Annotated in this window: 25 protein-coding genes and 1 pseudogene; 20 read left to right on the forward strand and 6 right to left on the reverse strand. The window is 71.3% G+C overall.

Going from position 1 to position 26,671, the window contains the following annotated elements:
* Positions 1–260: pseudogene (locus ACXJKD_RS13805) on the forward strand (pyridoxal 5'-phosphate synthase lyase subunit PdxS); the annotation flags it as partial.
* Positions 261–393: 133 nt separating this feature from the next.
* Here ACXJKD_RS13805 and kynU read toward each other — a convergent pair.
* Together kynU and ACXJKD_RS13815 are read right to left on the reverse strand one after the other, a co-directional pair.
* Complete coding sequence (gene kynU, locus ACXJKD_RS13810) at positions 394–1,629, reverse strand: kynureninase (RefSeq protein ID WP_457255197.1); 1,236 nt, start codon at positions 1,627–1,629, stop codon at positions 394–396.
* A gap of 60 nt (positions 1,630–1,689) precedes the next feature.
* Entirely contained in the window at positions 1,690–2,217 is a 528-nt protein-coding gene (locus tag ACXJKD_RS13815; RefSeq protein WP_457255198.1) for a GNAT family N-acetyltransferase, read from the reverse strand.
* Between the two features lie 67 nt (positions 2,218–2,284).
* Between ACXJKD_RS13815 and pdxT the strand changes: the two genes are divergently transcribed.
* The 10 genes from pdxT (at position 2,285) to ACXJKD_RS13865 (ending at position 12,367) form a co-directional block, all read left to right on the forward strand.
* Positions 2,285–2,893, forward strand: coding sequence for a pyridoxal 5'-phosphate synthase glutaminase subunit PdxT (gene pdxT / locus ACXJKD_RS13820; protein ID WP_457255199.1), 609 nt, complete (start codon positions 2,285–2,287; stop codon positions 2,891–2,893).
* Positions 2,890–3,651, forward strand: coding sequence for a YebC/PmpR family DNA-binding transcriptional regulator (locus ACXJKD_RS13825; protein ID WP_457255200.1), 762 nt, complete (start codon positions 2,890–2,892; stop codon positions 3,649–3,651). The genes pdxT and ACXJKD_RS13825 overlap by 4 nt, the downstream gene beginning before the upstream one ends.
* Positions 3,652–3,749: 98 nt before the next feature.
* The gene (gene ruvC, locus ACXJKD_RS13830) at positions 3,750–4,289 is read left to right on the forward strand and encodes a crossover junction endodeoxyribonuclease RuvC (protein ID WP_457255201.1); all 540 of its coding nucleotides are present in this window, start codon (positions 3,750–3,752) and stop codon (positions 4,287–4,289) included.
* The gene (gene ruvA, locus ACXJKD_RS13835; RefSeq protein WP_457255202.1) at positions 4,286–4,888 is read left to right on the forward strand and encodes a Holliday junction branch migration protein RuvA; all 603 of its coding nucleotides are present in this window, start codon (positions 4,286–4,288) and stop codon (positions 4,886–4,888) included. Before ruvC ends, ruvA begins: the two co-directional genes overlap by 4 nt.
* A 3-nt stretch (positions 4,889–4,891) precedes the next feature.
* Complete coding sequence (ruvB, locus tag ACXJKD_RS13840; RefSeq protein WP_457255203.1) at positions 4,892–5,995, forward strand: Holliday junction branch migration DNA helicase RuvB; 1,104 nt, start codon at positions 4,892–4,894, stop codon at positions 5,993–5,995.
* Between the two features lie 165 nt (positions 5,996–6,160).
* Positions 6,161–6,499, forward strand: a complete 339-nt coding sequence (gene yajC / locus ACXJKD_RS13845; RefSeq protein WP_457255204.1) for a preprotein translocase subunit YajC — start codon at positions 6,161–6,163, stop codon at positions 6,497–6,499.
* A gap of 12 nt (positions 6,500–6,511) precedes the next feature.
* Complete coding sequence (gene secD / locus ACXJKD_RS13850; RefSeq protein ID WP_457255205.1) at positions 6,512–8,308, forward strand: protein translocase subunit SecD; 1,797 nt, start codon at positions 6,512–6,514, stop codon at positions 8,306–8,308.
* A complete protein-coding gene (secF, locus tag ACXJKD_RS13855) occupies positions 8,305–9,471 on the forward strand; it encodes a protein translocase subunit SecF (protein WP_457255206.1) in 1,167 nt (388 codons plus the stop codon). The genes secD and secF overlap by 4 nt, the downstream gene beginning before the upstream one ends.
* A 46-nt stretch (positions 9,472–9,517) precedes the next feature.
* On the forward strand, positions 9,518–10,048 hold the full coding sequence (locus ACXJKD_RS13860) for an adenine phosphoribosyltransferase (protein WP_457255207.1): 531 nt from the start codon (positions 9,518–9,520) through the stop codon (positions 10,046–10,048).
* Between the two features lie 9 nt (positions 10,049–10,057).
* Positions 10,058–12,367, forward strand: coding sequence for a RelA/SpoT family protein (locus ACXJKD_RS13865; protein ID WP_457255208.1), 2,310 nt, complete (start codon positions 10,058–10,060; stop codon positions 12,365–12,367).
* A 32-nt stretch (positions 12,368–12,399) separates the two neighbouring features.
* On the opposite strand, the gene ACXJKD_RS13870 is transcribed toward ACXJKD_RS13865, so the two are convergent.
* From ACXJKD_RS13870 to ACXJKD_RS13880, 3 genes are read right to left on the reverse strand one after another with little or no spacing between them, the layout of a single operon-like run.
* Positions 12,400–14,091 carry a DUF349 domain-containing protein gene (locus ACXJKD_RS13870; protein ID WP_457255209.1) on the reverse strand — a complete coding sequence of 564 codons (1,692 nt, stop codon included), beginning with the start codon at positions 14,089–14,091 and terminating at the stop codon, positions 12,400–12,402.
* Positions 14,092–14,093: 2 nt separating this feature from the next.
* Complete coding sequence (locus ACXJKD_RS13875; protein ID WP_457255210.1) at positions 14,094–14,906, reverse strand: peptidylprolyl isomerase; 813 nt, start codon at positions 14,904–14,906, stop codon at positions 14,094–14,096.
* Between the two features lie 5 nt (positions 14,907–14,911).
* The gene (locus tag ACXJKD_RS13880) at positions 14,912–16,978 is read right to left on the reverse strand and encodes a penicillin acylase family protein (RefSeq protein WP_457255211.1); all 2,067 of its coding nucleotides are present in this window, start codon (positions 16,976–16,978) and stop codon (positions 14,912–14,914) included.
* 64 nt (positions 16,979–17,042) lie between these two features.
* Between ACXJKD_RS13880 and ACXJKD_RS13885 the strand changes: the two genes are divergently transcribed.
* The 3 genes from ACXJKD_RS13885 to ACXJKD_RS13895 are packed head-to-tail and all read left to right on the forward strand — an operon-like array spanning position 17,043 to position 20,353.
* On the forward strand, positions 17,043–17,744 hold the full coding sequence (locus tag ACXJKD_RS13885; RefSeq protein WP_457255212.1) for an MBL fold metallo-hydrolase: 702 nt from the start codon (positions 17,043–17,045) through the stop codon (positions 17,742–17,744).
* Positions 17,741–19,099: a histidine--tRNA ligase gene (hisS, locus tag ACXJKD_RS13890; protein WP_457255213.1), complete on the forward strand. Its 1,359-nt coding sequence runs from the start codon at positions 17,741–17,743 to the stop codon at positions 19,097–19,099. The genes ACXJKD_RS13885 and hisS overlap by 4 nt, the downstream gene beginning before the upstream one ends.
* A 6-nt stretch (positions 19,100–19,105) precedes the next feature.
* Entirely contained in the window at positions 19,106–20,353 is a 1,248-nt protein-coding gene (locus ACXJKD_RS13895; protein WP_457255214.1) for a 4-alpha-glucanotransferase, read from the forward strand.
* On the opposite strand, the gene ACXJKD_RS13900 is transcribed toward ACXJKD_RS13895, so the two are convergent.
* Complete coding sequence (locus tag ACXJKD_RS13900; RefSeq protein ID WP_457255215.1) at positions 20,333–20,956, reverse strand: hypothetical protein; 624 nt, start codon at positions 20,954–20,956, stop codon at positions 20,333–20,335. The genes ACXJKD_RS13895 and ACXJKD_RS13900 overlap by 21 nt on opposite strands.
* Here ACXJKD_RS13900 and xerD point away from each other — a divergent pair.
* The 6 genes from xerD (at position 20,955) to ACXJKD_RS13930 (ending at position 26,657) form a co-directional block, all read left to right on the forward strand.
* Positions 20,955–21,905 carry a site-specific tyrosine recombinase XerD gene (xerD, locus tag ACXJKD_RS13905; protein ID WP_457255216.1) on the forward strand — a complete coding sequence of 317 codons (951 nt, stop codon included), beginning with the start codon at positions 20,955–20,957 and terminating at the stop codon, positions 21,903–21,905. The genes ACXJKD_RS13900 and xerD overlap by 2 nt on opposite strands.
* 217 nt (positions 21,906–22,122) lie before the next feature.
* Positions 22,123–22,938, forward strand: coding sequence for a ParA family protein (locus tag ACXJKD_RS13910; RefSeq protein WP_457255595.1), 816 nt, complete (start codon positions 22,123–22,125; stop codon positions 22,936–22,938).
* 19 nt (positions 22,939–22,957) lie between these two features.
* Positions 22,958–23,911, forward strand: a complete 954-nt coding sequence (locus ACXJKD_RS13915; RefSeq protein ID WP_457255596.1) for a segregation and condensation protein A — start codon at positions 22,958–22,960, stop codon at positions 23,909–23,911.
* On the forward strand, positions 23,904–24,560 hold the full coding sequence (scpB, locus tag ACXJKD_RS13920; RefSeq protein WP_457255217.1) for an SMC-Scp complex subunit ScpB: 657 nt from the start codon (positions 23,904–23,906) through the stop codon (positions 24,558–24,560). The genes ACXJKD_RS13915 and scpB overlap by 8 nt, the downstream gene beginning before the upstream one ends.
* Positions 24,557–25,537: a pseudouridine synthase gene (locus tag ACXJKD_RS13925; RefSeq protein ID WP_457255218.1), complete on the forward strand. Its 981-nt coding sequence runs from the start codon at positions 24,557–24,559 to the stop codon at positions 25,535–25,537. The genes scpB and ACXJKD_RS13925 overlap by 4 nt, the downstream gene beginning before the upstream one ends.
* A 37-nt stretch (positions 25,538–25,574) precedes the next feature.
* Positions 25,575–26,657: a prephenate dehydrogenase gene (locus ACXJKD_RS13930; RefSeq protein WP_457255219.1), complete on the forward strand. Its 1,083-nt coding sequence runs from the start codon at positions 25,575–25,577 to the stop codon at positions 26,655–26,657.
* The last annotated feature ends 14 nt before the right edge of the window (positions 26,658–26,671 follow it).

A 26,671-nucleotide genomic window follows, 5' to 3' on the forward strand; every position in this document is an offset into this window, starting at 1 on the left:
GGTTCACCGCCGGTGGCATCGCGACCCCGGCCGACGCGGCGATGATGATGCAGCTCGGCGCCGAGGGTGTCTTCGTCGGCTCCGGCATCTTCAAGTCCGGCAACCCGGCCCAGCGCGCTGAGGCCATCGTCAAGGCGACGACCTTCTTCGACGACCCCGACGTGATCGCCAAGGTCTCGCGCGGTCTCGGCGAGGCCATGGTCGGCCTCAACGTCGACGAGATCCCGGAGCCGCACCGGCTCGCCGAGCGCGGCTGGTAGCCGACCCACCCCTTTATCGGGTTTAGCAGCAAGGTTGCCCTTCACCCGACTTGCGAAGTCGGGTGAAGGGCAACTTTGTCCCAGAACCCGATAAAGGGGAGGCCCGGAGGTCGGAGGTGAGGCCTACCGGCGCTCAGGTGACGGTGCTGCGGGCGCGGAACTCGTCGCGCTCGAACTCGCGACCGTCCAGCACCGCCGCGACGTGCTCGGCCGCGGCGACCACGTCGGCGTGCGAGAGGTAGAGCGGGCTGAATCCCAGGCGCACGATGTCCACCTCACGGAAGTCGCCGATGACGCCTCGGGCGATGAGCGCCTGCACCACGGCATACGCCTCGGGGTGCCGCAGGCTCACCTGTGAGCCGCGACGTGCCTCGTCGCGCGGAGTGGCGAGGGGCAGGTCGACGCCGAGGCTGTCGAGCGCCTCGATGAACAGCCCGGTCAGCGACAGCGACCGCGCCCGCACGTCCTCGATCGAGAGCCCGTCGTATGCCGTGAGCGCACCTTCCAGGGTGAGCAGGCTGAGCAGGGGAGCGGTGCCGACCCTGGCCCGGGTGATGCTGGCCGCGGGGTCGTAGTCGGTGGACATGCCGAAGGGGTTGGCGTGGCCCTGCCAGCCCGACAGCGGGTTGTCGAACGCGGCCAGGTGCTCGCGCCGGACGTAGATGAACGCCGGCGCGCCCGGGCCACCGCTGAGGTACTTGTAGCCGCAACCGACCGCCAGGTCGGCCCCGCCCTCGTCGAGCCCCACCGGCATGGCGCCCGCGGAGTGGCACAGGTCCCAGCAGACCAGCGCGCCCACGTCCTGTGCGGCCCGGGTCAGCGCGGGCAGGTCCCACTGCTCCCCGGTGCGGTAGTCGACCTGCGAGTAGGCAGCCAGGGCCAGCGACTCACCGAGCTCGGCGATGCGGGCGGGTGCCTCCGGAGTCGGCACGAGCTCCAGGGTCAGGCCGAGCAGGTCGCAGGCCGAGCGGGCGATGTAGACGTCGGTCGGGAACGAGTCGGGGTCGGTCAGCACGGTGCTGCGTCCCGGACGCATGCGTGACGCGGCGACGATGGTCTTGAAGAGGTTGACCGAGGTCGAGTCGGTGACGACGACCTGCCCGGGGGCGGCACCCACCAGCGAGCCGATGCGGTCCCCGACCCGCTCGGGCGCGCCCCACCAGTCGGACTCGTTCCAGGCGCGGATGAGCTGCTCGCCCCACTGCCGGGCGACCACGTCCGCAGCGGTGCGCTCGGCCTCGAGCGACATGGCCCCGAGCGAGTTGCCGTCGAGGTAGATGACGCCTTCGGGGATGCGGAAGGCGCTGCGTCGGTCGGTGGCGGAGTGCTGCGCGTCGAGGTCGCGGGCGCGGGCGGCGAGGTCGGTCATGCCCGAAACCTATAGGGGCCTGGCGGGTCGATGTCAGGGCCGGCCGGCACTCGTCTCAGTTCAGCCGTCCGCAGGGTCAGGCAGCACCATGAACAGCACCGGCAGGTGGTCGTCGGGAAGCCACCGGGGTCGGCCCTCGCCGACCACCTGCCACCCGGTGCGACGGTAGAGCTCGACGGCCGACGCGGTCTCCTGCACGACGTCCAGCACAGGGGTTCGTCCCGACCGCCGGATGGCGTCCACCGCCGTCGCGAGCAGCGACCTGCCGATGCCCCGGCCCACCACCGTGTGGTCGACGAACAGGACGGCGACCGCGGCGAGCTCCTCGCGTGGACGCCCGGCCCCGGCGGTCCACAGGTCGGCCTCCAGCCCGGGCGCGACCCGCGACACGGCCACGTGGCCGACCACCTGGTCACCGAGCTCGGCGACCCACGCGGCATCCTCGTCGGCCCGGGCGATGAACGACCCGACCGGGTAGGGCAGTGGCCAGTTCTGCGGGTACCCGGAGTGCGGCTGCTGGGCGGCCAACACCTCTGCCAGGGCCGGGATGTCGTCCCCGGTGCGCTCGCGCACCACCACCTCGTTCATGGCGCCACTGTAGGTCGGGGGCAGGGCGGGGCGTGGCGGCGGTCCACCCGCCCGTAGCATTCCGGGCGTGACCGACCAGCCCACCATCGGAGTGCTCGCCGTCCAGGGTGACGTGCGCGAGCACCTGTATGCCGTGCAGCAGGCGGGCGCGCACGCCACCACCGTGCGCCGCACGACCGAGCTCGACGGGGTCGATGCCCTCATCATCCCGGGCGGCGAGTCGACCACCATGGACAAGCTGGTCCGGGCCTTCGAGCTGCGCGACCCGCTGCGTGAGCGGATTCGAGCCGGAATGCCGGCCTACGGGTCGTGCGCGGGCATGATCATGCTCGCCGACCGCATCGCCGACGCGCGTCCCGACCAGCAGACCCTCGGGGGCCTGGACATCACGGTGCGGCGCAACGCATTCGGGCGGCAGGTCGACTCCTTCGAGGAGGACCTGCACATCCGGGCCATCGGTGGCGCCCCCATGCGGGCCGTCTTCATCCGGGCGCCCTGGGTCGAGGACGTGGGGGAGGGCGTCGACGTGCTGGCCCGCGTCGAGGACGGGCCCGCCGCAGGTAGGATCGTCGCCGTTCGTCAGGGGTCGCTGATGGCCACCTCCTTCCACCCGGAAGTGACCGGTGACCACCGGTTCCACCAGTTGTTCGTCGAGATCGTGAGAGGCAAGGCATGAGCGGCCACAGCAAATGGGCAACCACGAAGCACAAGAAGGCTGCCATCGACGCGAAGCGGGGCAAGCTCTTCGCCAAGCTCATCAAGAACATCGAGGTCGCCGCGCGCACCGGTGGCGGTGACCCCACCGGCAACCCGACGCTCTACGACGCCATCCAGAAGGCCAAGAAGACCTCGGTGCCCAACAGCAACATCGACAACGCGGTCAAGCGCGGGTCCGGTGCGACGGCGGGCGGCTCCGACTGGGAGACCATCACCTACGAGGGCTACGCGCCGGGTGGCGTGGCCGTCCTCATCGAGTGCCTGACCGACAACCGCAACCGCGCGGCCGCCGAGGTGCGCACCGCCCTGACCCGCAACGGCGGCCAGCTGGCCGACCCCGGTTCGGTGTCCTACGTCTTCGACCGCAAGGGCGTCGTCATCGTCCCCAAGGGCGACAAGACCGAGGACGACATCCTCGAGGTGGTGCTCGAGGCCGGCGCCGACGAGGTCAACGACCTCGGTGACTCCTACGAGATCATCTCCGAGGCGACCGACTTCGTGGCCGTCCGCAAGGCCGTCCAGGACGCCGGGATCGACTACGACTCGGCCGAGGCGTCGTGGGTCCCGAACCTCAAGGTGCCGCTCGACGCCGACGGTGCCCGCAAGATGATCCGCGTCATCGAGGCCCTGGAGGACTCGGACGACGTGCAGGACGTCTTCGCCAACGGCGACATCAGCGACGACGTGCTCGCCGAGATCGAGGACGACGACGAGTAGAGGCGTGTTGCTCCGCTCGATCGTGCGACCCGGTGTGTAGCGTTCAACCCGAACATGTGTTCGGAAAAGACGGATTCGGACGTGAGGGAGCAGCTGTCGTGCGCGTACTCGGTGTCGATCCCGGACTGACCCGGTGTGGCATCGGAGTGGTCGAGGGAGGGCGTGGCCGGCAGGTCCGGCTCGTGGCCGTCGGCGTCGTGCGTTCGCCTGCCACCGAGCCCACTGCGCAGCGGCTGCTCTACCTGCAGACCGAGCTCGACACCTGGCTCGACCGGTTCCAGCCCGATGCGATCGCCGTCGAGCAGGTGTTCGCCGACGTCAATGTCGCCAGCGTCATGCACACCATGCAGGCCTCGGCCATCCCGTTGCTCGCCGCCGCCCGACGGGGGCTGCCGGTCGAGCTGCACACGCCCACGTCGGTGAAGGCCGCGGTCACCGGGTCCGGCCGTGCTGACAAGGCGCAGGTCACGGCGATGGTCACCCGCATCCTGCGGATGGAGTCGGCGCCCAAGCCGGCCGATGCGGCCGACGCCCTCGCCATCGCGATCTGCCACCTGTGGCAGGGCGCCGCGTCCAGCCGCCTGCACGAAGCGGCCCGCGTCGAGCAGGCCAGGCTTCGGGCCGCGGTGGCCCGGTGATCGCCAGCGTCCGTGGCGCGGTGCGTCACGTGGGCCTCGACCGCGTGGTCGTCGAGGTCGGGGGAGTGGGCATGCTCCTGCACACCACCCCCGCGACCGCATCGGCGCTGCACCTCGGCCACGAGGCGCTGCTCGCCACCACGCTGGTGGTGCGCGAGGACTCGCTGACCCTCTACGCCTTCGGCTCCGACGACGAGCGCGACATCTTCGAGCAGGTGCAGACCGTGTCCGGCGTCGGTCCCCGGATCGCCCTCGCCATGCTCTCCGTGCTCGCGCCCGACCGGCTGCGCGCCGCCGTCACCAGCTCCGACCTCGCGACGCTCACCAAGGTGCCGGGCATCGGCAAGAAGGGCGCCGAGCGCATCGTGCTCGAGCTGCGCGACAAGCTCGCCATGCCGTCCGGTGCGGCCGGCGGCGCGACCGCGGCTCCGACCAGCCCGACCGCTGCGTGGCGCGACCAGGTGGCCGAGGCCCTCGTCGGGCTCGGCTACTCCGCGAAGCAGGCCGATGACGCGGTGTCCCGTGCCGCCGAGGCCGCGCCCGCGGGGGCCGACGTCTCGGCGATGCTCCGCGCCGCACTCCGCGAGCTGGGGCGCTAGGCCATGGCGGATGGCTTCTCCTCCGAGATGTTCGAGGACTCGTCGATCGACGCCACGTCGCGGGTGGTCGACGCCGACAGCGAGGCCGACGAGCGCACCGTCGAGGCGGCCCTGCGCCCCCGTCGGCTGAGCGAGTTCACCGGACAGACGCGCGTGCGCGACCAGCTCTCCCTGGTGCTCGAGGCAGCCCGGCGACGCGGGACCCCGCCCGACCACGTGCTCCTGTCCGGACCGCCCGGGCTGGGCAAGACCACCCTGGCCATGCTGATCGGCACCGAGCTGGAGCGCCCCATCCGCATCACCAGCGGCCCGGCGATCCAGCACGCTGGCGACCTGGCCGCGGTGCTCTCCTCGCTGATGGAGGGCGAGGTGCTCTTCCTCGACGAGATCCACCGGATGTCGCGCTCGGCCGAGGAGATGCTCTACCTCGCGATGGAGGACTTCCGCGTCGACGTGATCGTCGGCAAGGGACCGGGGGCCACCGCGATCCCGCTCGAGCTCCCGGCCTTCACCGTCGTGGGGGCCACCACCCGTGCCGGCCTGCTGCCCGCCCCGCTGCGCGACCGCTTCGGGTTCACCGGCCACCTCGACTTCTACGCGGCCGACGACCTGGTCACGATCCTCGAGCGCTCGGCCCGGTTGCTCGAGGTGTCGGCCGACACCGACGGCATCACCGAGATCGCCCGTCGGTCCCGGGGCACACCACGCATCGCCAACCGCCTGCTGCGCCGTGTGCGCGACTGGGCGCAGGTGCACGGGCGCCAGGTCGTCGACCTGGAGGCAGCCCATGCGGCCCTCGCCCTCTTCGACGTGGACGACCGTGGCCTCGACCGCCTTGACCGGGCCGTGCTCGACTCGCTCTGCCGCCGGTTCGGCGGTGGCCCGGTGGGGCTGTCGACCCTGGCCGTCGGGGTGGGGGAGGAGGCCGACACCGTCGAGACGGTCGCCGAGCCGTTCCTCGTCCGCGAGGGCTTCATCACCCGCACCCCACGCGGCCGCGCCGCCACCGCGCTGGCCTGGGAGCACCTCGGGCTCACGCCACCGGCCGGGCACGTCGCCCAGCCGAGCCTCCCGCTCGACACCGGTGAGGGCCGCTTCGGGAGCTGACCACCGCCAAAGGTCACAATTGGAACGCAGCCACGGTGGGGCACGTTGGTCGGTATGCCGTGCGTCACCTACACTCGGGCGGTCCCCCGGCTGGAGTCGGGGACTTGCGTGTGCCCGACTGCGTGGCGCCGCACACCGCCTGCCCCAACCCGAAGGGACTGCTCCATGACGTTAGGCATGCCGGCCACGCTGACGGCGGTCACGGCTTCTGGCGGCGGGTCGCCCGTGGCCAGCCTGCTGATCTTCGCGCTGCCCGTCCTGCTGATCGTCTTCATGGTGTTCAGCCAGCGGCGCCGCCAGCGTGAGGTCCAGACCCTGCAGGCGGCGCTGGTCGTCGGCGACGAGGTCTGCACGACATCGGGCCTGTTCGGCACCATCAAGTCCCTCGACGACAAGACCGCCACCCTGGAGATCAGCCCCGGGGTCACCGTCCGTTTCGACCGGCGAGCCATCGGCACCAAGACAGCGCCGACCGGCCCGGTTGCACCCGGCACCACCGAGTAGAGGTCCCTGCACGTGGCAATCAACCCGCACAACCGCAAGCCGCTGAAGGTCCTGTCAGCGCTGGCGGCCGTCACCCTGGCCCTCTACGGGCTGCTGTTCTCCGTCACCACCTGGGGTGACGCCCACTGGAAGCCCAAGCTCGGCCTCGACCTCGAGGGCGGCACGCAGCTCGTGCTCAAGCCGGTGCTCGTCGGGTCGAGCAAGGTCACCAACGAGCAGCTGACCCAGGCCCGCGACATCATCGTGCAGCGCGTCGACGCCAACGGGGTGGCCGGGGCGGAGGTGACCACGCGCAACAGCGAGGACATCGTCGTCAGCATGCCGGGCACGCCCGACAAGACCACCGAGGATGCGATCCGGAAGTCGTCGCAGATGCGCTTCCGCCCGGTGCTGGCCACGGCCCCCGGGGTGAACCAGCCGACGCCGACCGGCACGGCCACCGGCACCGCGACGGGGACCGCGACCGGCACCGCGACGGGGACGGCCACCGGCACCGCCACTGTGCCCAAGGCGACGGGCACGGCCACCACGGCCGGCTCAGGAGTGCCCGGTGCGTTCGTCAAGAGCACCACCGAACCCACCGGGAGCGCCACCGGAACCGCGACCGGCACCGCCACCACCGCTCCGACCGGCTCGTCGTCCAAGCCGGCCAACGCCAGCGACCTGGCCTGGATCACCGACGACGTGGCGAAGGCCTACCAGGCGCTCGACTGCTCCGTGCCGGGAGTCACCGACAAGATCGTCGACGACCCCGCGAAGCCCTTGGTGACCTGCAGTGACGACGGGGCGGAGAAGTACGTGCTCGGCCCGGTCGTCGTCAACGGTGACCAGATCAAGGACGCAGCAGCTGGCTACCGCCCGCTGTCCAATGGCCAGCCGTCGAGCACCGTCGAGATCAGCCTGACCTTCAAGTCGTCGGGCACCAAGGCCTACGGCGAGGCGAGCCGGCGGATGGTCTCGCTGGAGTCGCCGCGCAACCAGATGGCCGCCACCCTCGACTCGCGCGTCATCGTCGCCCCCTACTTCGAGGCAGCCATCCTCGACGGCCGCGCCAGCATCTCGGGCTCGTTCACCATCGAGTCGGCACGCGACCTCGCCAGCCAGCTGAAGTTCGGCGCCCTGCCGTTGTCCTTCACGCTGCAGACGCGCGACCAGATCAGCCCGACGCTCGGGAGCGAGCAGCTCCGCATGGGCCTGATCGCCGGCATCATCGGCTTCGCCCTGGTGTTCCTCTACTCCCTCGCGCAGTACCGCGCCCTCGGCCTCGTCACGGTGTTGTCGATCGTCATCGCCGCCATGCTGACGTACGTCGCGATCGCGTTGTTGGGGTGGTCGCACAACTTCCGGCTCGACATGGCCGGGGTGACCGGCCTGATCGTGGCCATCGGTGTGACAGCCGACTCGTTCATCGTCTACTTCGAACGGATCCGAGACGAAGTGCGAGAAGGACGGCCGCTGCGAGCGGCCGTGGACACCGGTTGGCGTCGCGCCCGGCGCACGATCCTGGCCGCTGACGGCGTGAACTTCCTCGCCGCCTTCGTGCTCTACCTGCTGGCGTCGTCCAACGTGCGCGGGTTCGCGTTCACGCTCGGCCTCACGACGCTGATCGACCTGCTCATCGTGGTCTTCTTCACCCACCCGCTCGTGGCCCTGCTGTCGGGCACGAAGTTCTTCGGCGGCGGACACAAGTGGTCGGGACTCGACCCCGAGCGCCTTGGCGCCAAGGCCCACAAGCCCCGGTATGCCGGGCGCGGACGGGTCGCGATGCCCACCACCGCACGGACCGCGAGCGACGGGAGCGCGCTGTGATCAACTTCGCCGCACTGGGCAACGACCTCTACACCGGCAAGCGGTCGGTCGACTTCGTCGGCCGCTACAAGCGCTGGTACGCCCTCTCCGGCGTCTTCTTCCTCATCGCCATCATCGGCCTCGTCTGGCACGGGCTGAACCTGAGCCTCGAGTTCCGAGGGGGCTCGGAGTTCCGGGTCTCGAAGGTCACCGCCAGCCAGGACTACGAGACCAGGGCCAAGGACGCCGTGGCCACCGTGCCGAACGCCGGTGCTGCCGAGGTGACCAAGGTCGGCTCCGGCACCATCCGGGTGCAGACCGAGAAGCTCGACGAGTCGGGGATCCGCTCGGTCCAGTCCGCGCTCGCCGACGAGTTCAAGACCGACGTGACCGACGTGTCGGCCTCCTTCGTCGGTCCCTCGTGGGGAGCCTCGGTCAGCCAGAAGGCCCTGCAGGCGCTGGCGGTCTTCCTCGCGCTCGTCTCGCTGGTGATGGCCCTCTACTTCCGCACCTGGAAGATGGCCGTCGCCGGACTCGTCGCGCTGCTCCACGACCTGTTCATCACCGTGGGCATCTACGCGTTGGCCGGGTTCGAGGTCTCGCCGGCCACGATGATCGGCTTCCTGACGATCCTCGGCTACTCGCTCTACGACACGGTCGTCGTGTTCGACAAGGTGCGCGAGAACACCACCGAGGCGCTCGGCAATGGCCGGATGACCTACTCGCAGGCGGCAAACCTCGCGGTCAACCAGACCCTCGTGCGCTCGATCAACACGACCATCGTGGCCCTGCTGCCGATCGCGTCGATCCTGGTGATCGGGTTCCTCTTCCTCGGCCCCGGCACGCTGCTCGACCTCGCGCTGGCGCTGTTCGTCGGTATCGCCGTGGGTGCGTACTCGTCGATCTTCATCGCCACCCCGCTCCTGGTGCACCTGCGCATGAAGGAGCCGGCTGTCGTCGAGCTCGACAAGAAGGCCACCCGCTACCAGGCCCGCCACGGTGGGGTGATCTCCTCCTCGGACGCTGCCCCGGTCCCGCACGAGCCCGATGCGGAGGAGCTGTCCGAGGACGGCCGCGAGCCGGTCCCGTCGGCGGCGCGCACCAGTGCTGTCCGCGAGACCCACAAGTACGCGACCAGTGGTCCGCGCAACCAGCCCAAGCGTCCGCCCAAGTCACGTCGGTGAACAGCAGCACGTCGATGAGCCAGCCGTCGCGTCGGTGGACCGGACGATGAGCGAGTCGCTCGCCGCCCGGGTCACCGCGCGGCTGCGTGACATCCCGGACTTCCCGACCCCGGGGATCCTGTTCAAGGACGTCACTCCCGTGCTCGCCGACGGCGGGGTCTTCGGCGACATCATCCGCGACATGGCCGACCGCCGGCGCGGCAGCATCGACGTGGTCGTCGGCATCGAAGCCCGCGGCTTCATCTTCGGGGCAGCCCTGGCGCACGAGCTCGGCATCGGGTTCGTGCCGGTCCGCAAGGCGGGCAAGCTCCCGGGGGCGGTGCGCGGTCTGACCTACGACCTCGAGTACGGCTCGGCCACCATCGAGATCCACCAGGACGCCTTCGTCGGCGGCGAGCGGGTGCTGGTGGTGGACGACGTCCTGGCCACCGGCGGCACCGCGGCGGCGGCCTGCCAGCTGCTCGACCAGGCCGGGGCCGAGGTCGTCGCGTTCGAGACCCTGGTCGAGCTGGCCTTCCTGTCCGGGCGCGAGCGCTTGTCCGGACGCGAGATCCACTCGACCGTGGTGGTCACGTAGGCTTCCGACATGACTGAGGACGTCGTCACCGGGCCGGTGCCCACCGGCGCGTCCTCGGCGAACCGCGTCCGCGCCCGACTGGCCAGGTTCGGCAGTCGCGGGGGCCCGACCAACCCGGTCCTCGAGCCGTTGCTCCAGACCGTGCGGGCCACCCACCCCAAGGCCGACCTGACCGTCATCGAGCGGGCCTACGTCGTCGCCGAGGAGGCCCACCGCGGCCAGCAGCGCAAGTCCGGTGACGCCTACATCACCCACCCGCTGGCGGTCACGACGATCCTCGCCGAGCTCGGCATGACGCCGGCCACGCTGGCGGCCGCCCTGCTGCACGACACGGTGGAGGACACGGCATACAGCCTGACCCAGCTCGAGAAGGACTTCGGGCGCGAGGTGGCGATGCTCGTCGACGGCGTCACCAAGCTCGACAAGGTGACCTACGGCGACGCCGCCCAGGCCGAGACGGTCCGCAAGATGGTCGTGGCCATGGCGCGCGACATCCGCGTGCTCGTCATCAAGCTCGCCGACCGCCTCCACAACGCCCGCACCTGGCGCTACGTCTCGGTCGAGTCAGCCCAGCGCAAGGCCCGCGAGACCCTCGAGATCTACGCACCGCTCGCCCACCGGCTCGGCATGAACACCATCAAGTGGGAGCTCGAGGACCTGTCCTTCGCGACGCTCTACCCGAAGGTCTACGACGAGATCGTGCGACTCGTGGCCGAGCGCGCTCCGGCGCGTGAGGAGTTCCTGTCGGGGGTGCGCGAGCAGGTCAGCGAGGACCTCAAGGGCGCCAAGATCAAGGCGACGGTCACGGGGCGACCGAAGCACTACTACTCCGTCTACCAGAAGATGATCGTGCGCGGCCGCGACTTCGAGGACATCTACGACCTCGTCGCGGTCCGCGTCCTGGTCGACTCGGTGCGCGACTGCTACGCGGCGCTCGGTGCCCTGCACGCGCGGTGGAACCCCCTGCCCGGGCGGTTCAAGGACTACATCGCGATGCCGAAGTTCAACATGTACCAGTCGCTGCACACGACGGTCATCGGACCCGAGGGCAAGGCCGTCGAGATCCAGATCCGCACGCACACGATGCACCGCAGGGCTGAGTACGGCGTGGCCGCGCACTGGAAGTACAAGGAGGACGGCACCGCGCCGAGCGCCGGCACCAAGGAAGGCGAGACCGGCCCGATCAACGACATGGCGTGGCTGCGCCAGCTGCTCGACTGGCAGAAGGAGACCGCCGACCCGGGGGAGTTCCTCGACTCGCTGCGCTTCGAGATCAACGCCCGCGAGGTCTACGTCTTCACGCCCAAGGGTGAGGTCGTGGCCCTCCCGGCCGGGGCGACCCCCGTCGACTTCGCGTATGCCGTGCACACGGAGGTCGGGCACCACTGCATCGGTGGCCGCGTCAACGGCCGCCTCGTCCCGCTCGAGTCGACGCTCGAGAACGGCGACGTCGTCGAGGTCCTCACCTCCAAGGCCGACGGCGCCGGCCCGTCCCGCGACTGGCTCACCTTCGTCAAGTCGCCCCGGGCTCGCAACAAGATCAAGCAGTGGTTCTCGAAGGAGCGCCGCGAGGAGGCGATCGAGACCGGCAAGGACGCGATCGCCCGCGCCATGCGCAAGGAGGGTCTCCCGCTCCAGCGGTTGCTCACGGTCGAGACCCTGACCGGGCTCGCCTCCGAGCTGCGCTACCAGGACATCGATGCCCTGTATGCCGCGGTGGGCGAGGGCCACGTGTCCGCCCAGCACGTGGTGGGCCGGCTCGTCGCCTCCCTCGGTGGGGAGGAGGGCGCGTCGGAGGATCTCGCCGAGGCGACCACCCCGACCCGTTCGATGCGCCGACGCTCGGGCGACCCGGGTGTCGTCGTGGTCGGCACGGCCGACGTGTGGGTCAAGCTCGCGCGCTGCTGCACCCCTGTCCCCGGCGACCCGATCATGGGCTTCATCACCCGGGGCAACGGCGTCTCCGTCCACCGCACCGACTGCACGAACGCCGAATCCCTTCTCTCGCAACCGGATCGGATGATCGAGGTGGAGTGGGCGCCGTCATCCGCGTCGGTCTTCCTCGTGCAGCTCCAGGTCGAGGCGCTCGACCGCAACCGCCTGCTGTCCGACGTCACGCGGGTGCTGTCCGACCAGCACGTCAACATCCTGTCGGCGTCGGTGCAGACGTCGCGCGACCGCGTCGCCATCAGCAAGTTCACCTTTGAGATGGGCGACCCGAGCCACCTCGAGCACGTCATGAAGGCGGTCCGCAAGATCGACGGCGTGTTCGACGTCTACCGGATCACCGGCACCAAGGCCACCGCCGCCAAGGCGTAGCCCTTCGCGTGGTCGCCGACGGCGACCGTCGGTCAGCCGCCGAACTCGTCGAGGTTGCCGCGAGCCTGCTCGAGCCACTGCTCCTGGGCGTCGAGCTTGGCCTGGGCGTCCTTGACGTTGCGCTCGTTGCCCGAGGACTGTGCCTTGGCCAGGTCGTCACGCAGCGACGAGACCGACGCCTCGAGCTGGTCGACCATGCTCTGGGCGCGCGCCGCGACCTCGGGGTTCGACTGCTTCCAGCGCTGGTCGTCCGCGTCGCGGACGGCCTGCTCGATGCGGCGCATCCCCTTCTCCATGCGGTCGACGTCGCCCCGAGGCACCTTGCCGGCCGCGTCCCACTTGTCCTGCAGGGTGCGCAGCGACGCCTTGGCGGCCTCGAGGTCGGTGACGGGCAGGATGGCCTGACCCTCCTTGAGGAGCTCCTCCTTGACGGCGAGGTTGCCGCGGAACTCCTCGTCCTCCTTGGCCGAGATCTCGTCCTTCGCCGTGAAGAAGGCGTCCTGGGCGGCCTTGAACCGCTCCCACAGCGCATCGTCGTCAGCGCGGGAGGCGCGACCGGCCTGGCGCCAGCGGTCCATCAGGCGCTTGAAGGCGCCGGCGGTCTGGCCCCAGTCGGTGCTGCTGGTCAGGGCCTCGGCCTCCTTGACCAGCTCCTGCTTGGCGGTCTTGGCCTCGGCCTGCGTGCCCTCGAGCTGGGCGAAGTGCACGCGGCGTGCCTTGTCGAAGGAGTTGCGGGCCTGGCTGAACCGCTGCCAGAGCGCACCCTCGGTCTCGCGGTCGAGGCGGGCCCCGCCGCGCTGGTGCTTCTTCCACTCGTCGAGCAGCTCACGCATCCGCGCGCCACTGCTCTTCCACTGGATCTTGTTCTCGGGCTGTCCGGCGATCTGCTCGGCCTCGGCCACGATCGCCTCGCGCTCGACGGCGGCGGCGGCCCGGGCGGCGCTGCGCTCGGCGGCCTCGGTCTCCTTGCGCGCCTTCACCAGGGTCTCGATCTCGGCGACCTTGCCATCCAGGATGGCGAGGTCACCCACGACGTTGGCCTCGGCACAGTGCTCGCGCAGCTTGGCCAGACCCTCGGTCGCGTCCTTGGACGAGAGCTCGGTGGTCGTCAGCCGCTGGTGGAGCAGCTCCGCGGTGGCGTAGAGCTCGTCGTACTTGCGGGCGAAGTAGTGCAGGGCCTCCTCGGCGGTCGCGCCGGGGTAGGCGCCGACCTCGCGCTCACCGTCGCCGGTCTGCACGAAGACGGTGCCGTCCTCGGCAACCCGACCGAAGGTCTCCGACGGCGGACCGGGGGGAGCCGCGACCGTCAGGGCGGCAGGCTGCGCGTGGGCGATCTTGCGGACCGCGGCCGGCGTCGGCACGGGACCGGGCTTCGGGGTGGGGCGAGGCACCGGCTTGGCGGCCGGCTCGGCTGCGGGGGCAGTGGCGACGGATTCGGGCGCGGCCTCGGGAGCGACCTCGACCTCGACCTCAGGTGCAGGCTCGGGTGCCGCCTCTGCCTCGGGTGCAGCCTCTGCCTCGGGCGCGGGTGCCGGCTCAGGCTCGGGCTCGGGTGCAGCCTCTGCCTCGGGCTCGGGTGCCGCCTCGGGCTCGGGTGCCGCCTCGGGCGCGGGTGCCGCCTCGGGCTCGGGCTCCACCGTCCCTTCCGGCTGCGGTGCGGCGGTGGTGGGGGCCTGGCTGTCGTCGGGCTCGGTGGTGTCGGCCGGGGGAGTCTGCTCGGTCACGGTCAGGCCTTCTTCTCGGTCACAGCAACCTTGAGGATGCTGATGGGCGCGGCAGGGGCGCCATCGGTGGCACCTCCACTCACACCTGCTGCGGCGATCTTCTCGACAATATCCATACCCTTGGTCACCGTGCCGAAGATGGAGTAGCCGCCACCCTCGGTCGGGAGCTTGGTGTCCTTGTAGACCAGGAAGAACTGGTCGGCGTTGCTGTTCGGGTCACTGGTGCGGGCCATCGCCAGGGTGCCCTTGGGGTAGGTGCCGTCCTTGGGGGCGTTCTCGATGCCGTACGAGTAGCCGGGCCCGGGGCCGGAGCCCCCGAGCGGGTCACCGCACTGGAGCACGAAGATGCCCTCGGTGGTGACGCGGTGGCAGGGCGAGTCGGCGAAGTAGCTGGCCCTGGCGAGCGCGACGAACGAGGCGACCGTCTGGGGCGCCTTGGCCCCATCGAGCTCGAGCGTGATGTCGCCGCAGTTGGTCGTGACGACGGCCGTGAAGGTCTTGCCCGCAGCGGTCGCCTGGTCGGGCTTGGCGGCCTTGGGAACCTGCTTCGGGGGAGCCGGTGCAGCGGTGCAGCTCTCGACGGCGGCGGTCGTGGCGCTGGTCGCGCTGGGGGTCGTGGGTGCCGCGGCAGGGGTCTTCGTGTCGTCACCCAGCTGCGTGGTCAGGAAGACGAACGCGGCCACCACCACGAGCACGGCCGCCACCACGACGGCCACCTGGCGGTTGCGGGCCGCCTCGCGCTCCTTGAGGGCCTGCTTGGCGTCGAACTTCTCCGCACGGCGGCGCGCCCTGGCGCGCTCCTGTTCCCTGGTCACGCGCGTCAGTCTAGGCAGGGACCCTCGGTGAGGTCGTCGTTGGGCACGGACGCGAGCTCGCCCTGCAGCCACATGGACCGTTGGTCGACGGCGTGTGCCGAGCGGGCTGATCCGGCAGTGCCGTGCGGGACCACCCACCGGCTGCCGGACCGGTCGGCAAGGTCCCAGACGTAGCGCGCCGCCGGCGCCTGGACGAACCGGTCGTCGGAGTCGGGGAGGCTCGACGTCGCGAACACGCAGTCCCGGTCGCCGGAGGCGCCGACCCTCTCGGGCGGTGCTTCGCCCGGCGGTCCGATGCGGATCGGCACCAGGCGGTGCCGGTCACCCCACACGGCTTGGGGCGCGGCGGCAGCCGCCTCGAGGGCCGAGGCCAGCTCCGATCTGACGTCGAAGCCCTCGGGAGGGTTGGTGAGGAGCGACTCGAGCCGGACGGACACCCGCAGCGCCAGCGACATCCACGGGTCGAACAGCCCGGGCAGGCCCGATCCGGCCGTCAGGCCGTCGAAGGCGTCCAGACGACAGAGGGAGTCGACCAGGGCAGCCCGCAGCACGGCATACCGGTGGGCCAGGGCGCTGCCGGCATCCATCCGGCAGTCCCACGCCAGCAGCTCGCCCCGGAGCGCGGCCGCAGGCGCGCTCAGGCCTGTGAGCTCCTCCAGCCGGGGCAGGATGCGGTGGGCGGGCGCGTGAAAGGTGTCGGTGTGGATCCGTTGCAGGTCGTCCGCGTCGAGACTCGGCGTGGCGGCCAACAGGTCGGTGATGCGGTGGGCGCGGTCCGGGCTCGCGAAGTCACGGCCCAACGGCGCGGTATGCCGCGTGGCGTGGTTCGCGTGCACCGCGACGTCGCTGACGGCCGACTCGGCATGGTCGAGGTAGCCGGTCCACGTGTGGTGGGGGTCCCACCCGGGCACCGGTCCCTCGCGGTTGGCGGCATCGCGCTCGGGCACCAGCCCCGCCGTGAACTCCAGCACCGTCCCGGCCCGGTCGGCGGTGACGACGGCGTTGACCGGTTCGACCCAGCCGCGCCAGGCGGCCCGCACGTCCTGGGCGGAGCGTGCGCGGAGCAGGGCGAGCGAGGCGGCCAGCCCGGCGTCGCCCTGGACGCGGGGGACCATCCGCACCGAGAGAGCCCGGCCCGACCCCACCCTGCCAACCACGACCGGCCCGCGCGCAGTCTCGACGACCTCCACCTCGACCGGGTCGGCGCCGAGCACCTGCAGGACCTCGCGGTGCGCCTCCGCGGGAGCCCAGCCGTCTGCCTCCCGCGACTCGATGCCATCGGCCGAGCGGCGCAGCTCCTCCTCGAAGACGTCGTGGCAGTCGGACATCGCGTTCGTGATGCCCCACGCCACGTCGCCGGCGTGCGCGAAGTGTGGTGTGCCGGGCACGCCGGCGAAGGCGATGCCGACCACGTCGAACTCGGGGCACGCCAGGCGGACCTGCAGGTAGCCGCCCGGGAGCTCGAGCGAACGGTGGGGGTCGCCCGCCACGAACGGGTGGGAGGTCGTGGTCCGGCTCGCGGCGACGGCCCAGGCGTTGCTGCCGCTCGCGGCCACGCCGTCCCAGTCGGCGGCAGACGGGTGCCGCGGCCCGCACAACAGGTCCCACGCGCGGGGGGCCTCACGACGCACGCGGTCGCGCCAGAGCTTGTCGCCCAGGGTGCCGAAGAGCACGTGCTGGGTCAGCAGGACGGCGATGGGAGTCCAGGGGTCCCAGCGGCCGGCCCGCACCCCTGCGTCGTCGAACTCCGGCGCTCCGGGCCCCTCGACGAGACCGGCGCTCACGCCCTCGGCGTACGCGGCGACCCACTGGGCGGTCTCCACGTCGAGGCGCTCGAAGCAGCGGCGCGCCGTGTCCGTGATCCGGACCTGTCGGGCGAAGGTGTCCCACTCGACCCAGGCGGGTCCGAGGTGCTCGGCCAGGCGGCCCTCGGAGCGCCACCGCTGCACCTCGAGCTGCCAGGCCCGGTCCGTCGCGCAGACCTTCCCCTGCAACCGGGACAGGGCGATGACGTCCGGGGCCCAGAGCTGGGGGACTCCCCACGCGTCACGCCTGACCGTGCTCTCCCTCATGGCAGCCGACGCTAACCGACCGGGCTCTCCGCGGTGGTGGGGGATCGCGGATACAGTGCGGGCCGTGCTCACCGTCGCCTTTCCTGCCGCCGCCTTCGACACGAACTGCTACGTCCTCGCCCCGGCCGCGGGGGAGGAGTGCGTCATCGTCGACCCGGGCATCGGTGTCGAGGAGACCCTGCGGGAGGTGCTGGCCCAGCACCGGCTCCGTCCGGCCGCCGTCCTGCTCACGCACGGCCACGTCGACCACGTCTACTCGGTGACACCGGTGTGCGGCGCTGACACGGCGGCCTACATCCACGGCGACGACCGCTACCGGCTCAAGGACCTGCTCTCGAACGTCGCCCCCGGGCTGCTCGCCATGCTCGAGCAGCAGTTCGGCCGGCGCGCGACCTGGACCGAGCCCAGCAATGTCATCGAGGTGACCGACCGGGCCACGCTCGACCTCGCCGGCCTCGGTTTCGAGGTCCTGCACGCGCCGGGGCACACCGAGGGCTCGGTGATGTTCAGCGTCGACGCGGTGCCCGACGGGATCGCCGACCAGGTCGACGTCGACCACACGCTCCTCAGTGGCGACGTGCTCTTCGCCGGCTCGATCGGCCGCACCGACCTGCCGGGAGGTGACCCGGCCGCGATGGACCGGTCGCTGCGCGAGGTCGTCCTGCCCCTCCCGGACTCCACGCTGGTCCTGCCCGGTCACTACCAGGCGACCACCATGGACCGCGAGCGGGCAACCAACCCCTATTTGCAAGGATTGGCCTCGTGAAGATCACCCCGCTCAGCGGCTTCCCCGAGTTCCTCCCGGCCCAGCGGATCGTCGAGCAGCACTTCCTCGACATCATCCGCGAGACCTTCGAGCTGCACGGGTTCCCGTCGATCGAGACCCGTGCCGTCGAGCCCGTGGACCGGCTGGTCGGCAAGGGGGGCGACGCCGACAAGGAGATCTACGGGATCCACCGGTTGGCTCGTGACGAGGACGGCGGTCCGGAGGACCGCTCCGGTGAGCTCGGCCTGCACTTCGACCTCACCGTGCCGTTCGCCCGCTACGTGCTGGAGAACGCCGGCCACCTGTCGTTCCCCTTCCGTCGCCACCAGGTCCAGAAGGTGTGGCGTGGCGAGCGACCTCAGGAGGGCCGCTACCGCGAGTTCACCCAGGCCGACATCGACGTGGTCGACGTGGGCGAGCTCGCGCCGCACTTCGAGGCCGAGATGCCGCTGGTCATAGCCGAGGTCTTCCGCAAGCTCCCCGTCGACCGGATGGTCATCCAGGTCAACAACCGCAAGATCCCCGAAGGCTTCTACCTCGGCATCGGCATCGAGGACGTGGCGGGCACCCTGCGGATCGTCGACAAGCTCGACAAGCTCGGTGCGGCCAAGGTCAAGGACCAGCTGGTCGAGGCAGGGCGGACCGCCGAGCAGGCCGACCGGTGCCTGGCGCTCGCGGCGATCCGGTCCGAGGACCTGTCGTTCGTCGAGCAGGTGCGGGCGCTCGGGGTCGAGCACCCGACCCTCGACGAGGGGCTCGAGGCTCTGGCAGCGGTCATCCGGGCGGGACTGGACAACGCCCCCGGAGCCCTGGTCGCCGACCTCAAGATCGCGCGCGGTCTCGACTACTACACGGGCACCGTCTACGAGACCCAGCTGGTCGGCCACGAGTCCTGGGGCTCGTTCTGCTCCGGCGGCCGCTACGACTCGCTCGCCTCCGACGGGAAGACGACCTACCCCGGCGTGGGGATCTCGATCGGGGTCTCACGGCTGCTCGGCCTGCTCATCGGCAAGGGGCTGCTGGTCGCCAGCCGCTCGACCCCCGCGTGCGTCCTCGTCGCGGTCAACGACGAGGAGAGCCGTGCGGTCTCCACCCGCATCGCCACCGAGCTGCGCGCCCGCGGCATACCGTGCGAGGTGGCGCCCAAGCCCGCCAAGTTCGGCAAGCAGATCAGGTATGCCGAGCGGCGCGGGATCCCCTACGTCTGGTTCCCGGGCGAGGAGGGCGCCGGGGGAGGCGTGAAGGACATCCGCTCCGGTGACCAGGTCGACGCCGACGCCACCTCGTGGGAGCCTCCGGAGCAGGACCTGCGACCGCAGATCCTGCGTGTCGAGCACGCCACCGACCAGAGCTGAGCCGCCATGGACGCCACCCGGCCCCTGACCGAGACCCGCACCAGCGGGGTGCAGCTGCACGTCACCTCGCTGCCCGGTGGGCGGCTCGGCCAGCCGGCCCGTGACTTCGTCGACTGGCTGGTCGAGGCGGGGCAGTCGGTGTGGCAGGTGCTGCCGGTGTCGATCCCTGACCAGCACCGCTCGCCCTACAAGTCGCCCTCGGCCTTCGCCGCGTCCCCCGCGCTGCTGGAGCACCCGGAGGCCCCGGTCACCGAGCAGGAGCTCGCCGACTTCGTTGAGCGGGAGGCCTACTGGGTCGACTCGTGGACGGCCTTCGGCGGTGACCTCGCCGACCAGGTGCGCTTCGACCGGGAGTGGTCGGCCCTGCGGGCCTACGCGCACGAGCGCGGGATCCGCATCCTCGGCGACGTCCCGATCTACGTCGCGCCCGACGCCGCCGACGAGCGCGCCTGGCCGCAGTTCTTCCGCTCCGATGCGGTGGCCGGCTGCCCACCCGATGCCTATGCCGCGACCGGCCAGCTCTGGGGCAACCCGCTCTACCGCTGGGACGTGCTGCGCGACGACGGCTACCGCTGGTGGATCGAGCGGCTGCGCCGGACGTTCGCGCTCTTCGACCTGGTCCGGGTCGACCACTTCCGTGGCTTCGCGGCCTACTGGGCCATCCCGGCCGGGGACGACACCGCCCTCAACGGCCGGTGGGAGCAGGGCCCGGGCCGGGAGGTCTTCGACGCGGCGCTCGGTGCGCTCGGCCCGCTGCCCGTCCTCGCCGAGGACCTCGGCGACATCGACCAGCCGGTGATCGACCTGCGCAAGGCCCTCGGCTTCCCCGGGATGGCGGTCCTGCAGTTCGCCTTCGAGCCGGCCTACGAGTACAACGCCCACGACCCGGAGAACCACGAGCCCAACCAGGTCGTCTACACCGGCACCCACGACAACGACACGGTCTGCGGCTGGTGGTGGGACCTGCCCGACCACCGTCGGCAGCTGGCCCGTGAGGCGTGTCGTCGGGCGGGGGTGGGCGCCGACGTCGATGCGGAGCCGTCCTGGGGGTTCATCGAGCTCGCCCAGCGCGGCCCGTGCGGCCTGTCGATGATGCAGGCCCAGGACGTGCTGGCCCTTGGGTCGCAGGCACGGATGAACGCGCCCGGCATCGAGGGCGGCTGGTCGTGGCAGATGGAGCCCGGCGCCCTCACCTCCGAGCACGCAGCCCGGCTCCGGGCGCTCACCGAGGAGTCAGGCCGCCTTCCCGGCTGAGGCGGGTGGGCGCAGCCCGGTGTCGCGCAGCTCGAGCAGCGCCAACGACCGGATGGTCTCCTCGTCGCCACGACGCCAGGCGCCGGTCGGGTCGGCCGAGATCGCGGCGAGCTTGCGCATGGGCTGACCCGCCATCGCCCGCAGGGCGAACAGGTCGAGGTCGGCGGCGTTGTCGATGAACCGCTGGGCCGCGCTCGCCCTGCGGACGAACCGGCCACGCAGCACCAGCCAGACCAGGCCCACGATGAGGATCGGCACGAGGGCCGTCACCCACCCGAGGATGTTCGCGAGCCGGGTCACGGCGTCGACGAGGTCGGTGCCGGCCTGCTCGATGGTCGTCCCCGCACCGCTGACCTGGCGGAACGGCGCGGCGATGCGGTCGCCGACGAGGGGCAGGTCCCGCACCGAGTCGCCGGCGCTGGTCATCTGTTCGCGGAACCCCGACCCGGCGCTCTGCAGCTGTCGCCCTGGTGCGGCGAGCTCCATCGTCGTGTCGTGGACGAGTCGTCCGACCCATGCCCACAGGCACACCCAGGCGACGATTCCGACGTCGGCGAGGATCTGGAGCGTGCGGCGGCCCGGCAGGTCTGCATAGAGCTTCATGCCGCCTACACTCCCATCCGTGCCACCCTCGAGCGCGGTCGAACGCGCAGCCCGCGGCTGGCTGAACCATCTCGACGTCGAGCGCGGCGTGGCGGCGAACACCCTCAAGTCCTACCGTCGCGACCTGGCCCGCTACGCGGCATACCTCGCGGCGCAGGGGGTCAACGACCCCGCTGGCATCGACGAGGCGCACGTGAGCGACTTCCTCGCGACGCTGCGCGAGGGGAGCGCCGAGCACCCACCGCTCGCGGCGTCGTCCGCGGCGCGGACGCTCGTCGCGGTGCGCGGCTTCCACCGGTTCCTGGCCCTCGAGGGTGACGTCGACACCGACGCGGCCGGCGCGGTGAGCCCGCCCCGGCCGCCGGCCAGGTTGCCGAAGGCGATCAGCGTCGAGGACGTCGAGCGGCTGCTCCAGGCGGCCAGCGTCGGTGACACGCCCGCCTCGCTGCGCGACCGCGCGCTGCTGGAGCTGCTCTACGGCGCCGGAGCCCGCATCTCCGAGGCGGTCGGGCTCGACGTCGACGACCTCGACCCGCGCGAGGGGGTGGTCCGGCTCTTCGGCAAGGGCAGCAAGGAGCGGATCGTCCCGCTCGGCTCGTATGCCGCGGACGCGCTCGACGCGTACCTGGTCCGGGGGAGACCGGCCTTCGCGGGAAAGGGCAAGGGCACCCCTGCGGTGTTCCTCAACCAGCGGGGCGGGCGGCTGTCCCGCCAGTCCGCCTGGGCCGTGCTCCGGGCGGCCGCCGAGCGCGCCGACCTAGGGGGACACCTGTCACCACACACGCTGCGGCACTCGTTCGCGACCCACCTGCTCGACGGCGGGGCCGACGTCCGGGTCGTGCAGGAGCTGCTCGGGCACGCGTCGGTGACCACCACCCAGATCTACACGCTCGTCACGGTGCAGCGACTGCGTGAGGTCTATGCCCAGAGTCACCCCCGTGCCCGCTGATAGGGTCGTGCCGATCAGCGCGAGGCTGACCGACGAACGCCAACTCACCGGGAGTGAAACGCCTGTGGAATCTGAGGTGACCACCCAGGAGCAGTCGCCGCCCACCCTTTCGGGCGCACCCTCCGAGTCGGCCCCCGACGGCGATGGTCGTGACCACGTGCTCCTGCCCGGCACCGAGGCTGCCGGCGCCGGACAGCTGGGTCCGACCGGGCGCCCGATGCCCGTCTTCCCCGATCCCGCGCCGCTGGCCGCGCACGGCCCCGCGCGGATCATCGCCATGTGCAACCAGAAGGGTGGCGTCGGCAAGACGACGACGACCATCAACCTCGGTGCTGCGCTGGCCGAGGTCGGTCGCCGGGTCCTGCTCGTCGACTTCGACCCGCAGGGCGCGCTGTCCGTCGGTCTCGGGGTGCGGGCCAACGAGCTCGACGTGACGATCTACAACCTGCTCGTCGAGCGCGGCCACGACGTGCGTGAGGTCATCCAGCAGACCTCGACCGAGAACCTCGACGTCATCCCGGCCAACATCGACCTGTCGGCCGCGGAGGTCCAGCTCGTCGGCGAGGTCGCTCGCGAACAGATCCTGGCCCGCGTGCTGCGGCCGGTCATGGACGACTACGACGTCATCATGATCGACTGCCAGCCCTCGCTGGGGCTGCTCACCGTCAACGCCCTCACCGCCGCCCACGGGGTCGTCATCCCGCTCGAGTGCGAGTTCTTCGCGATGCGTGGGGTGGCCCTGCTGGTCGAGACGATCGACAAGATCACCGACCGGCTCAACCCGCGGCTCCAGGTCGACGGCATCCTCGCCACGATGTACGACTCGCGCACCCTGCACAGCAAGGAGGTCGTGCGCAGCGTCGTCGACCACTTCGGTGACCAGGTGTTCCACACGGTGATCAGCCGCACGGTGAAGTTCCCCGACGCCACCCTGGCGGCCGAGCCGATCACGACCTACGCGTCGACGCATGGTTCGGCCGCGGCATACCGACAACTCGCCCGAGAGCTGATCGCCCGTGGTGGGGCGGCCTGACGAGGTGAGTCAGGAGGTCATCGCCACTGCGCCGGGAGGCGCGGTGCCGCCCAGTGACGCCCAGGCGGGGCTGACCCCCGGTGGGGTCATCACCCGCCGAGGTGGGTCCACCCCGTTCGAGGTGCACCTGGCCAACTTCTCGGGCCCGTTCGACCTGCTCCTGGGCCTGATCAGCAAGCACAAGCTCGACATCACCGAGATCGCCCTGGCGCAGGTGACCGACGAGTTCATCGCCCACATCAAGGCGGCGCAGTCGTCCGACACGGAGTGGGACCTCGGGCAGGCGTCGGAGTTCCTGCTCATCGCCGCGACCCTGCTCGACCTGAAGTCCGCGCGTCTGCTCCCGCAGACCGGCCCACAGGACGAGGAGGACCTCGCCCTGATCGAGGCCCGCGACCTGCTGTTCGCCCGGCTCCTGCAGTACCGCGCGTTCAAGGACATCGCCTTCACCTTCGGCGAGCGGATGGCCACGGCCGGCCGGATGACCCCGCGCCAGGCCGGGCTCGAGCCGCAGTTCGCCCGGCTGCTGCCGGAGCTGGTCATGGGCATCACGCCCGAGCAGCTCGCGATGATCGCGGCCCGTGCCATGGTGCCGAAGGTCGTCCCGAGCGTGGGCCTCGACCACCTCCACGCACCGCAGGTGAGCGTGCGCGAACAGGCCGGCATCCTCGGCGCCCGGCTGCGGTCGGAGCGGGTCTGCTCGTTCCGGGCGCTGGTCGCCGACGCCGACTCGACGCTCGTCATCGTGGCCCGCTTCCTGGCGCTGCTGGAGCTGTTCCGCGAGGCGGCGATCGCGTTCGAGCAGGCCGAGGCGCTCGGCGAGCTCACCGTGCGCTGGACCGGCGCCGACGACGGCGAGATCGAGGTCAGCGACGAGTTCGACGAGTTCGACGAGTTCGACGAGCTGGACGAGCCGGACGACGAAGCACGGGCCGACACCCCCGAAGACGACGGAGAGAGCGACGATGAGTGACCTTGAGGTCGTGCCCGACCACGGGCCTGACGAGGGCGTCGAGGCGCCCGCCGACGGGGCTGCCGACGAGCAGTTCGCGTTCGACGTCAGCGACTTCCCGGGCGGTGCCCGCAGCGCGATCGAGGCCGTGCTGATGGTCGTCGACCAGCCGATCACCGAGATCTCGCTCGCCTCCGCCCTCGAGCTCCCCGTCGACGACGTGCGGGCGCACCTCACCGCGCTGGAGGAGGAGTATGCCGCGCAGCAGCGAGGCTTCACGCTCCGCTCGGTGGCGGGTGGCTGGCGGGTCTACAGCCGTTCCGACTACGCGCCGGTGGTCGAGAAGTTCCTGCTCGACGGCCAGCAGGCCAAGCTCACCCAGGCCTCCCTCGAGACCCTGGCGGTGATCGCCTACCGTCAGCCGATCTCCCGGTCACGAGTCAGCGCGGTCCGCGGTGTGAACGTCGACGGCGTCGTCCGCACCCTCCTCAACCGCGGCCTCATCGAGGAGCTCGGCTCCGACGGCGACGGCGGCGCGTTCCTCTATGGCACCACCGACTACTTCCTCCAGCGCCTCGGTCTCGGCAGCCTCGAAGAGCTGCCCGCCCTGGCGCCCTACCTCCCCGAAGTCGACGTGCTCGACGAAATCGCAGAACAAGGACGCGGATGACACCCCCACGCAGCAGAGGCCCCGCAGGATCCGGCTCGGACCGGGCTGGCGGTGGTCGAGGCCGTCCCGGCGGCAGCCAGGGCCACGGTGGTCGCTCGGCTGGGCGCACCGGCGGACCTCGGGGCGGTGGCCCGACGGCGTCCGAGGGAGGTCGCCCCGAGCGGCCGCAGCGCGGGAGCTCCGGCACGACCAAGAAGAGCCAGCCGACCAGGGTGCCGCGTGAGCGGGCCACCCCCGAGGTGGACGTGCACGACCCGGACGGCATCCGGCTGCAGAAGCTGCTGGCCGCCGCCGGGGTGGGTTCACGTCGGGTCTGCGAGAACCTCATCTCCGACGGCCGCGTGGAGGTCGATGGTCACGTCGTGACCGAGCTCGGAGTCCGGATCCGCCCCGACCAGACCGTCCACGTCGACGGGGTGAAGGTGCAGCTCGACGAGACCCGGGTCTATTTCGCGTTCAACAAGCCCCTCAACGTCGTCACGACCATGAACGACGAGCTGGGCCGGATCAGCATCGGCGACTACGTGGGTGACCGCCACGAGCGGCTGTTCCACGTCGGCCGCCTCGACGCCGACACCGAGGGCCTGCTGATCCTCACCAACGACGGCGAGCTGGCCCACCGGCTGCAGCACCCGCAGTACGGCGTCCTCAAGACCTACCTCGCCCAGATCCGCGGACCGGTTCCCCGCGACATCGGCAAGCAGCTGCGCGAGGGCGTCCAGCTCGAGGACGGTCCGGCCTCGGTCGACTCGTTCCGGGTCGTCGACTCCCAGCCCGGCAAGGCACTGGTCGAGGTGATCCTGCACGAGGGACGCAAGCACATCGTGCGGCGCCTCCTCGATGCCGTGGGCCACCCCGTCCTCAGCCTGGTGCGCGTGCAGGTCGGTCCGATCAGCCTCGGCGACACCAAGCCGGGCAAGATGCGCAAGCTGACCAAGGAAGAGGTCGGCCGCCTCTACACCGCTGCTGGAATGTGAGCGCACGCACCCACCACCCGTCGGTAGCCTTCGCGTCGTGACCACCAGCGTCCGCATCGTCGGCACCGGCCTCATCGGCACCAGCCTGGGCATCGCCCTCTCGCGGGCCGGGTATGCCGTCGTGCTCGCCGACCCGTCGCCCACCGCGGTGGCGCTGGCGCGCGACCTGGGGGCCGGCGCTGTCGCGGCCGCTGACGACGCGGCTCCGGACATCGTCGTGGTGGCTGCGCCGCCGGACGTCGCAGGATCGGTGGTGGCCGACGAGCTGGCCGCGTGGCCCGGCGCCGTCGTGACCGACGTCGCCTCGGTCAAGGTCGCGGTGCTCGAGGACGTGCGCCGTCGCGGAGGCGACCTCACCCGGTATGCCGGGTCGCACCCGATGGCGGGCCGCGAGCGGTCCGGTGCGGTCGCCGCCCGCGGAGACCTCTTCGACGGTCGGGCCTGGGTGGTGGTGCCGAACGAGCAGTCGTCGCGGCCAGCCGTGGCGGCCGTGACCGCTCTGGCGACCGCGGCCGGCGGCACGGTCTCGACGATGGACCCCGCCGAGCACGACGCGGCCGTCGCGGTCGTCTCGCACGTGCCACAGCTCGCCTCGTCACTCGTGGCCGGGCGACTGCGCGACCTCACCGACCCGGCCGTCGCGTTGTCCGGTCAGGGGATCCGCGACGTCACCCGGGTGGCGGCGAGCGACCCGCAGCTGTGGACCCAGATCCTGGCCGGCAACGCCGCTGCGGTCCGTGCGGTGCTCGTCCACCTGCACGCCGAGCTGACCGAGGTGATCGGTGCCCTCGACGTCCTCACCGACGGCGACGGGGTGGGCGCCCGTGAGGTGCTTGCGCGGATCGTGGCGCAGGGCAACGCCGGCCACGCGCGGATCCCGGGCAAGCACGGTGCCGCCCCCACGGCATACAGCGTCGTCGTGGTGCTCGTGCCCGACCAGCCCGGCGAGCTGGCCCGGCTGCTGCACGACGTCGGCGACGCCGGCGTCAACCTCGAGGACCTGCACCTGGAGCACGGACTCGGGCAGCCCTTCGGACTCGCCGAGGTCTCCGTGCTCCCGGCCGTCGCGGAGCGCCTGGGCGAGGAGCTGACCGCCCGCGGTTGGCGACTTCACGGCTGACGACGACCCGCCGT

The sequence above is a fragment of the Pedococcus sp. P5_B7 genome, assembly GCF_054049895.1.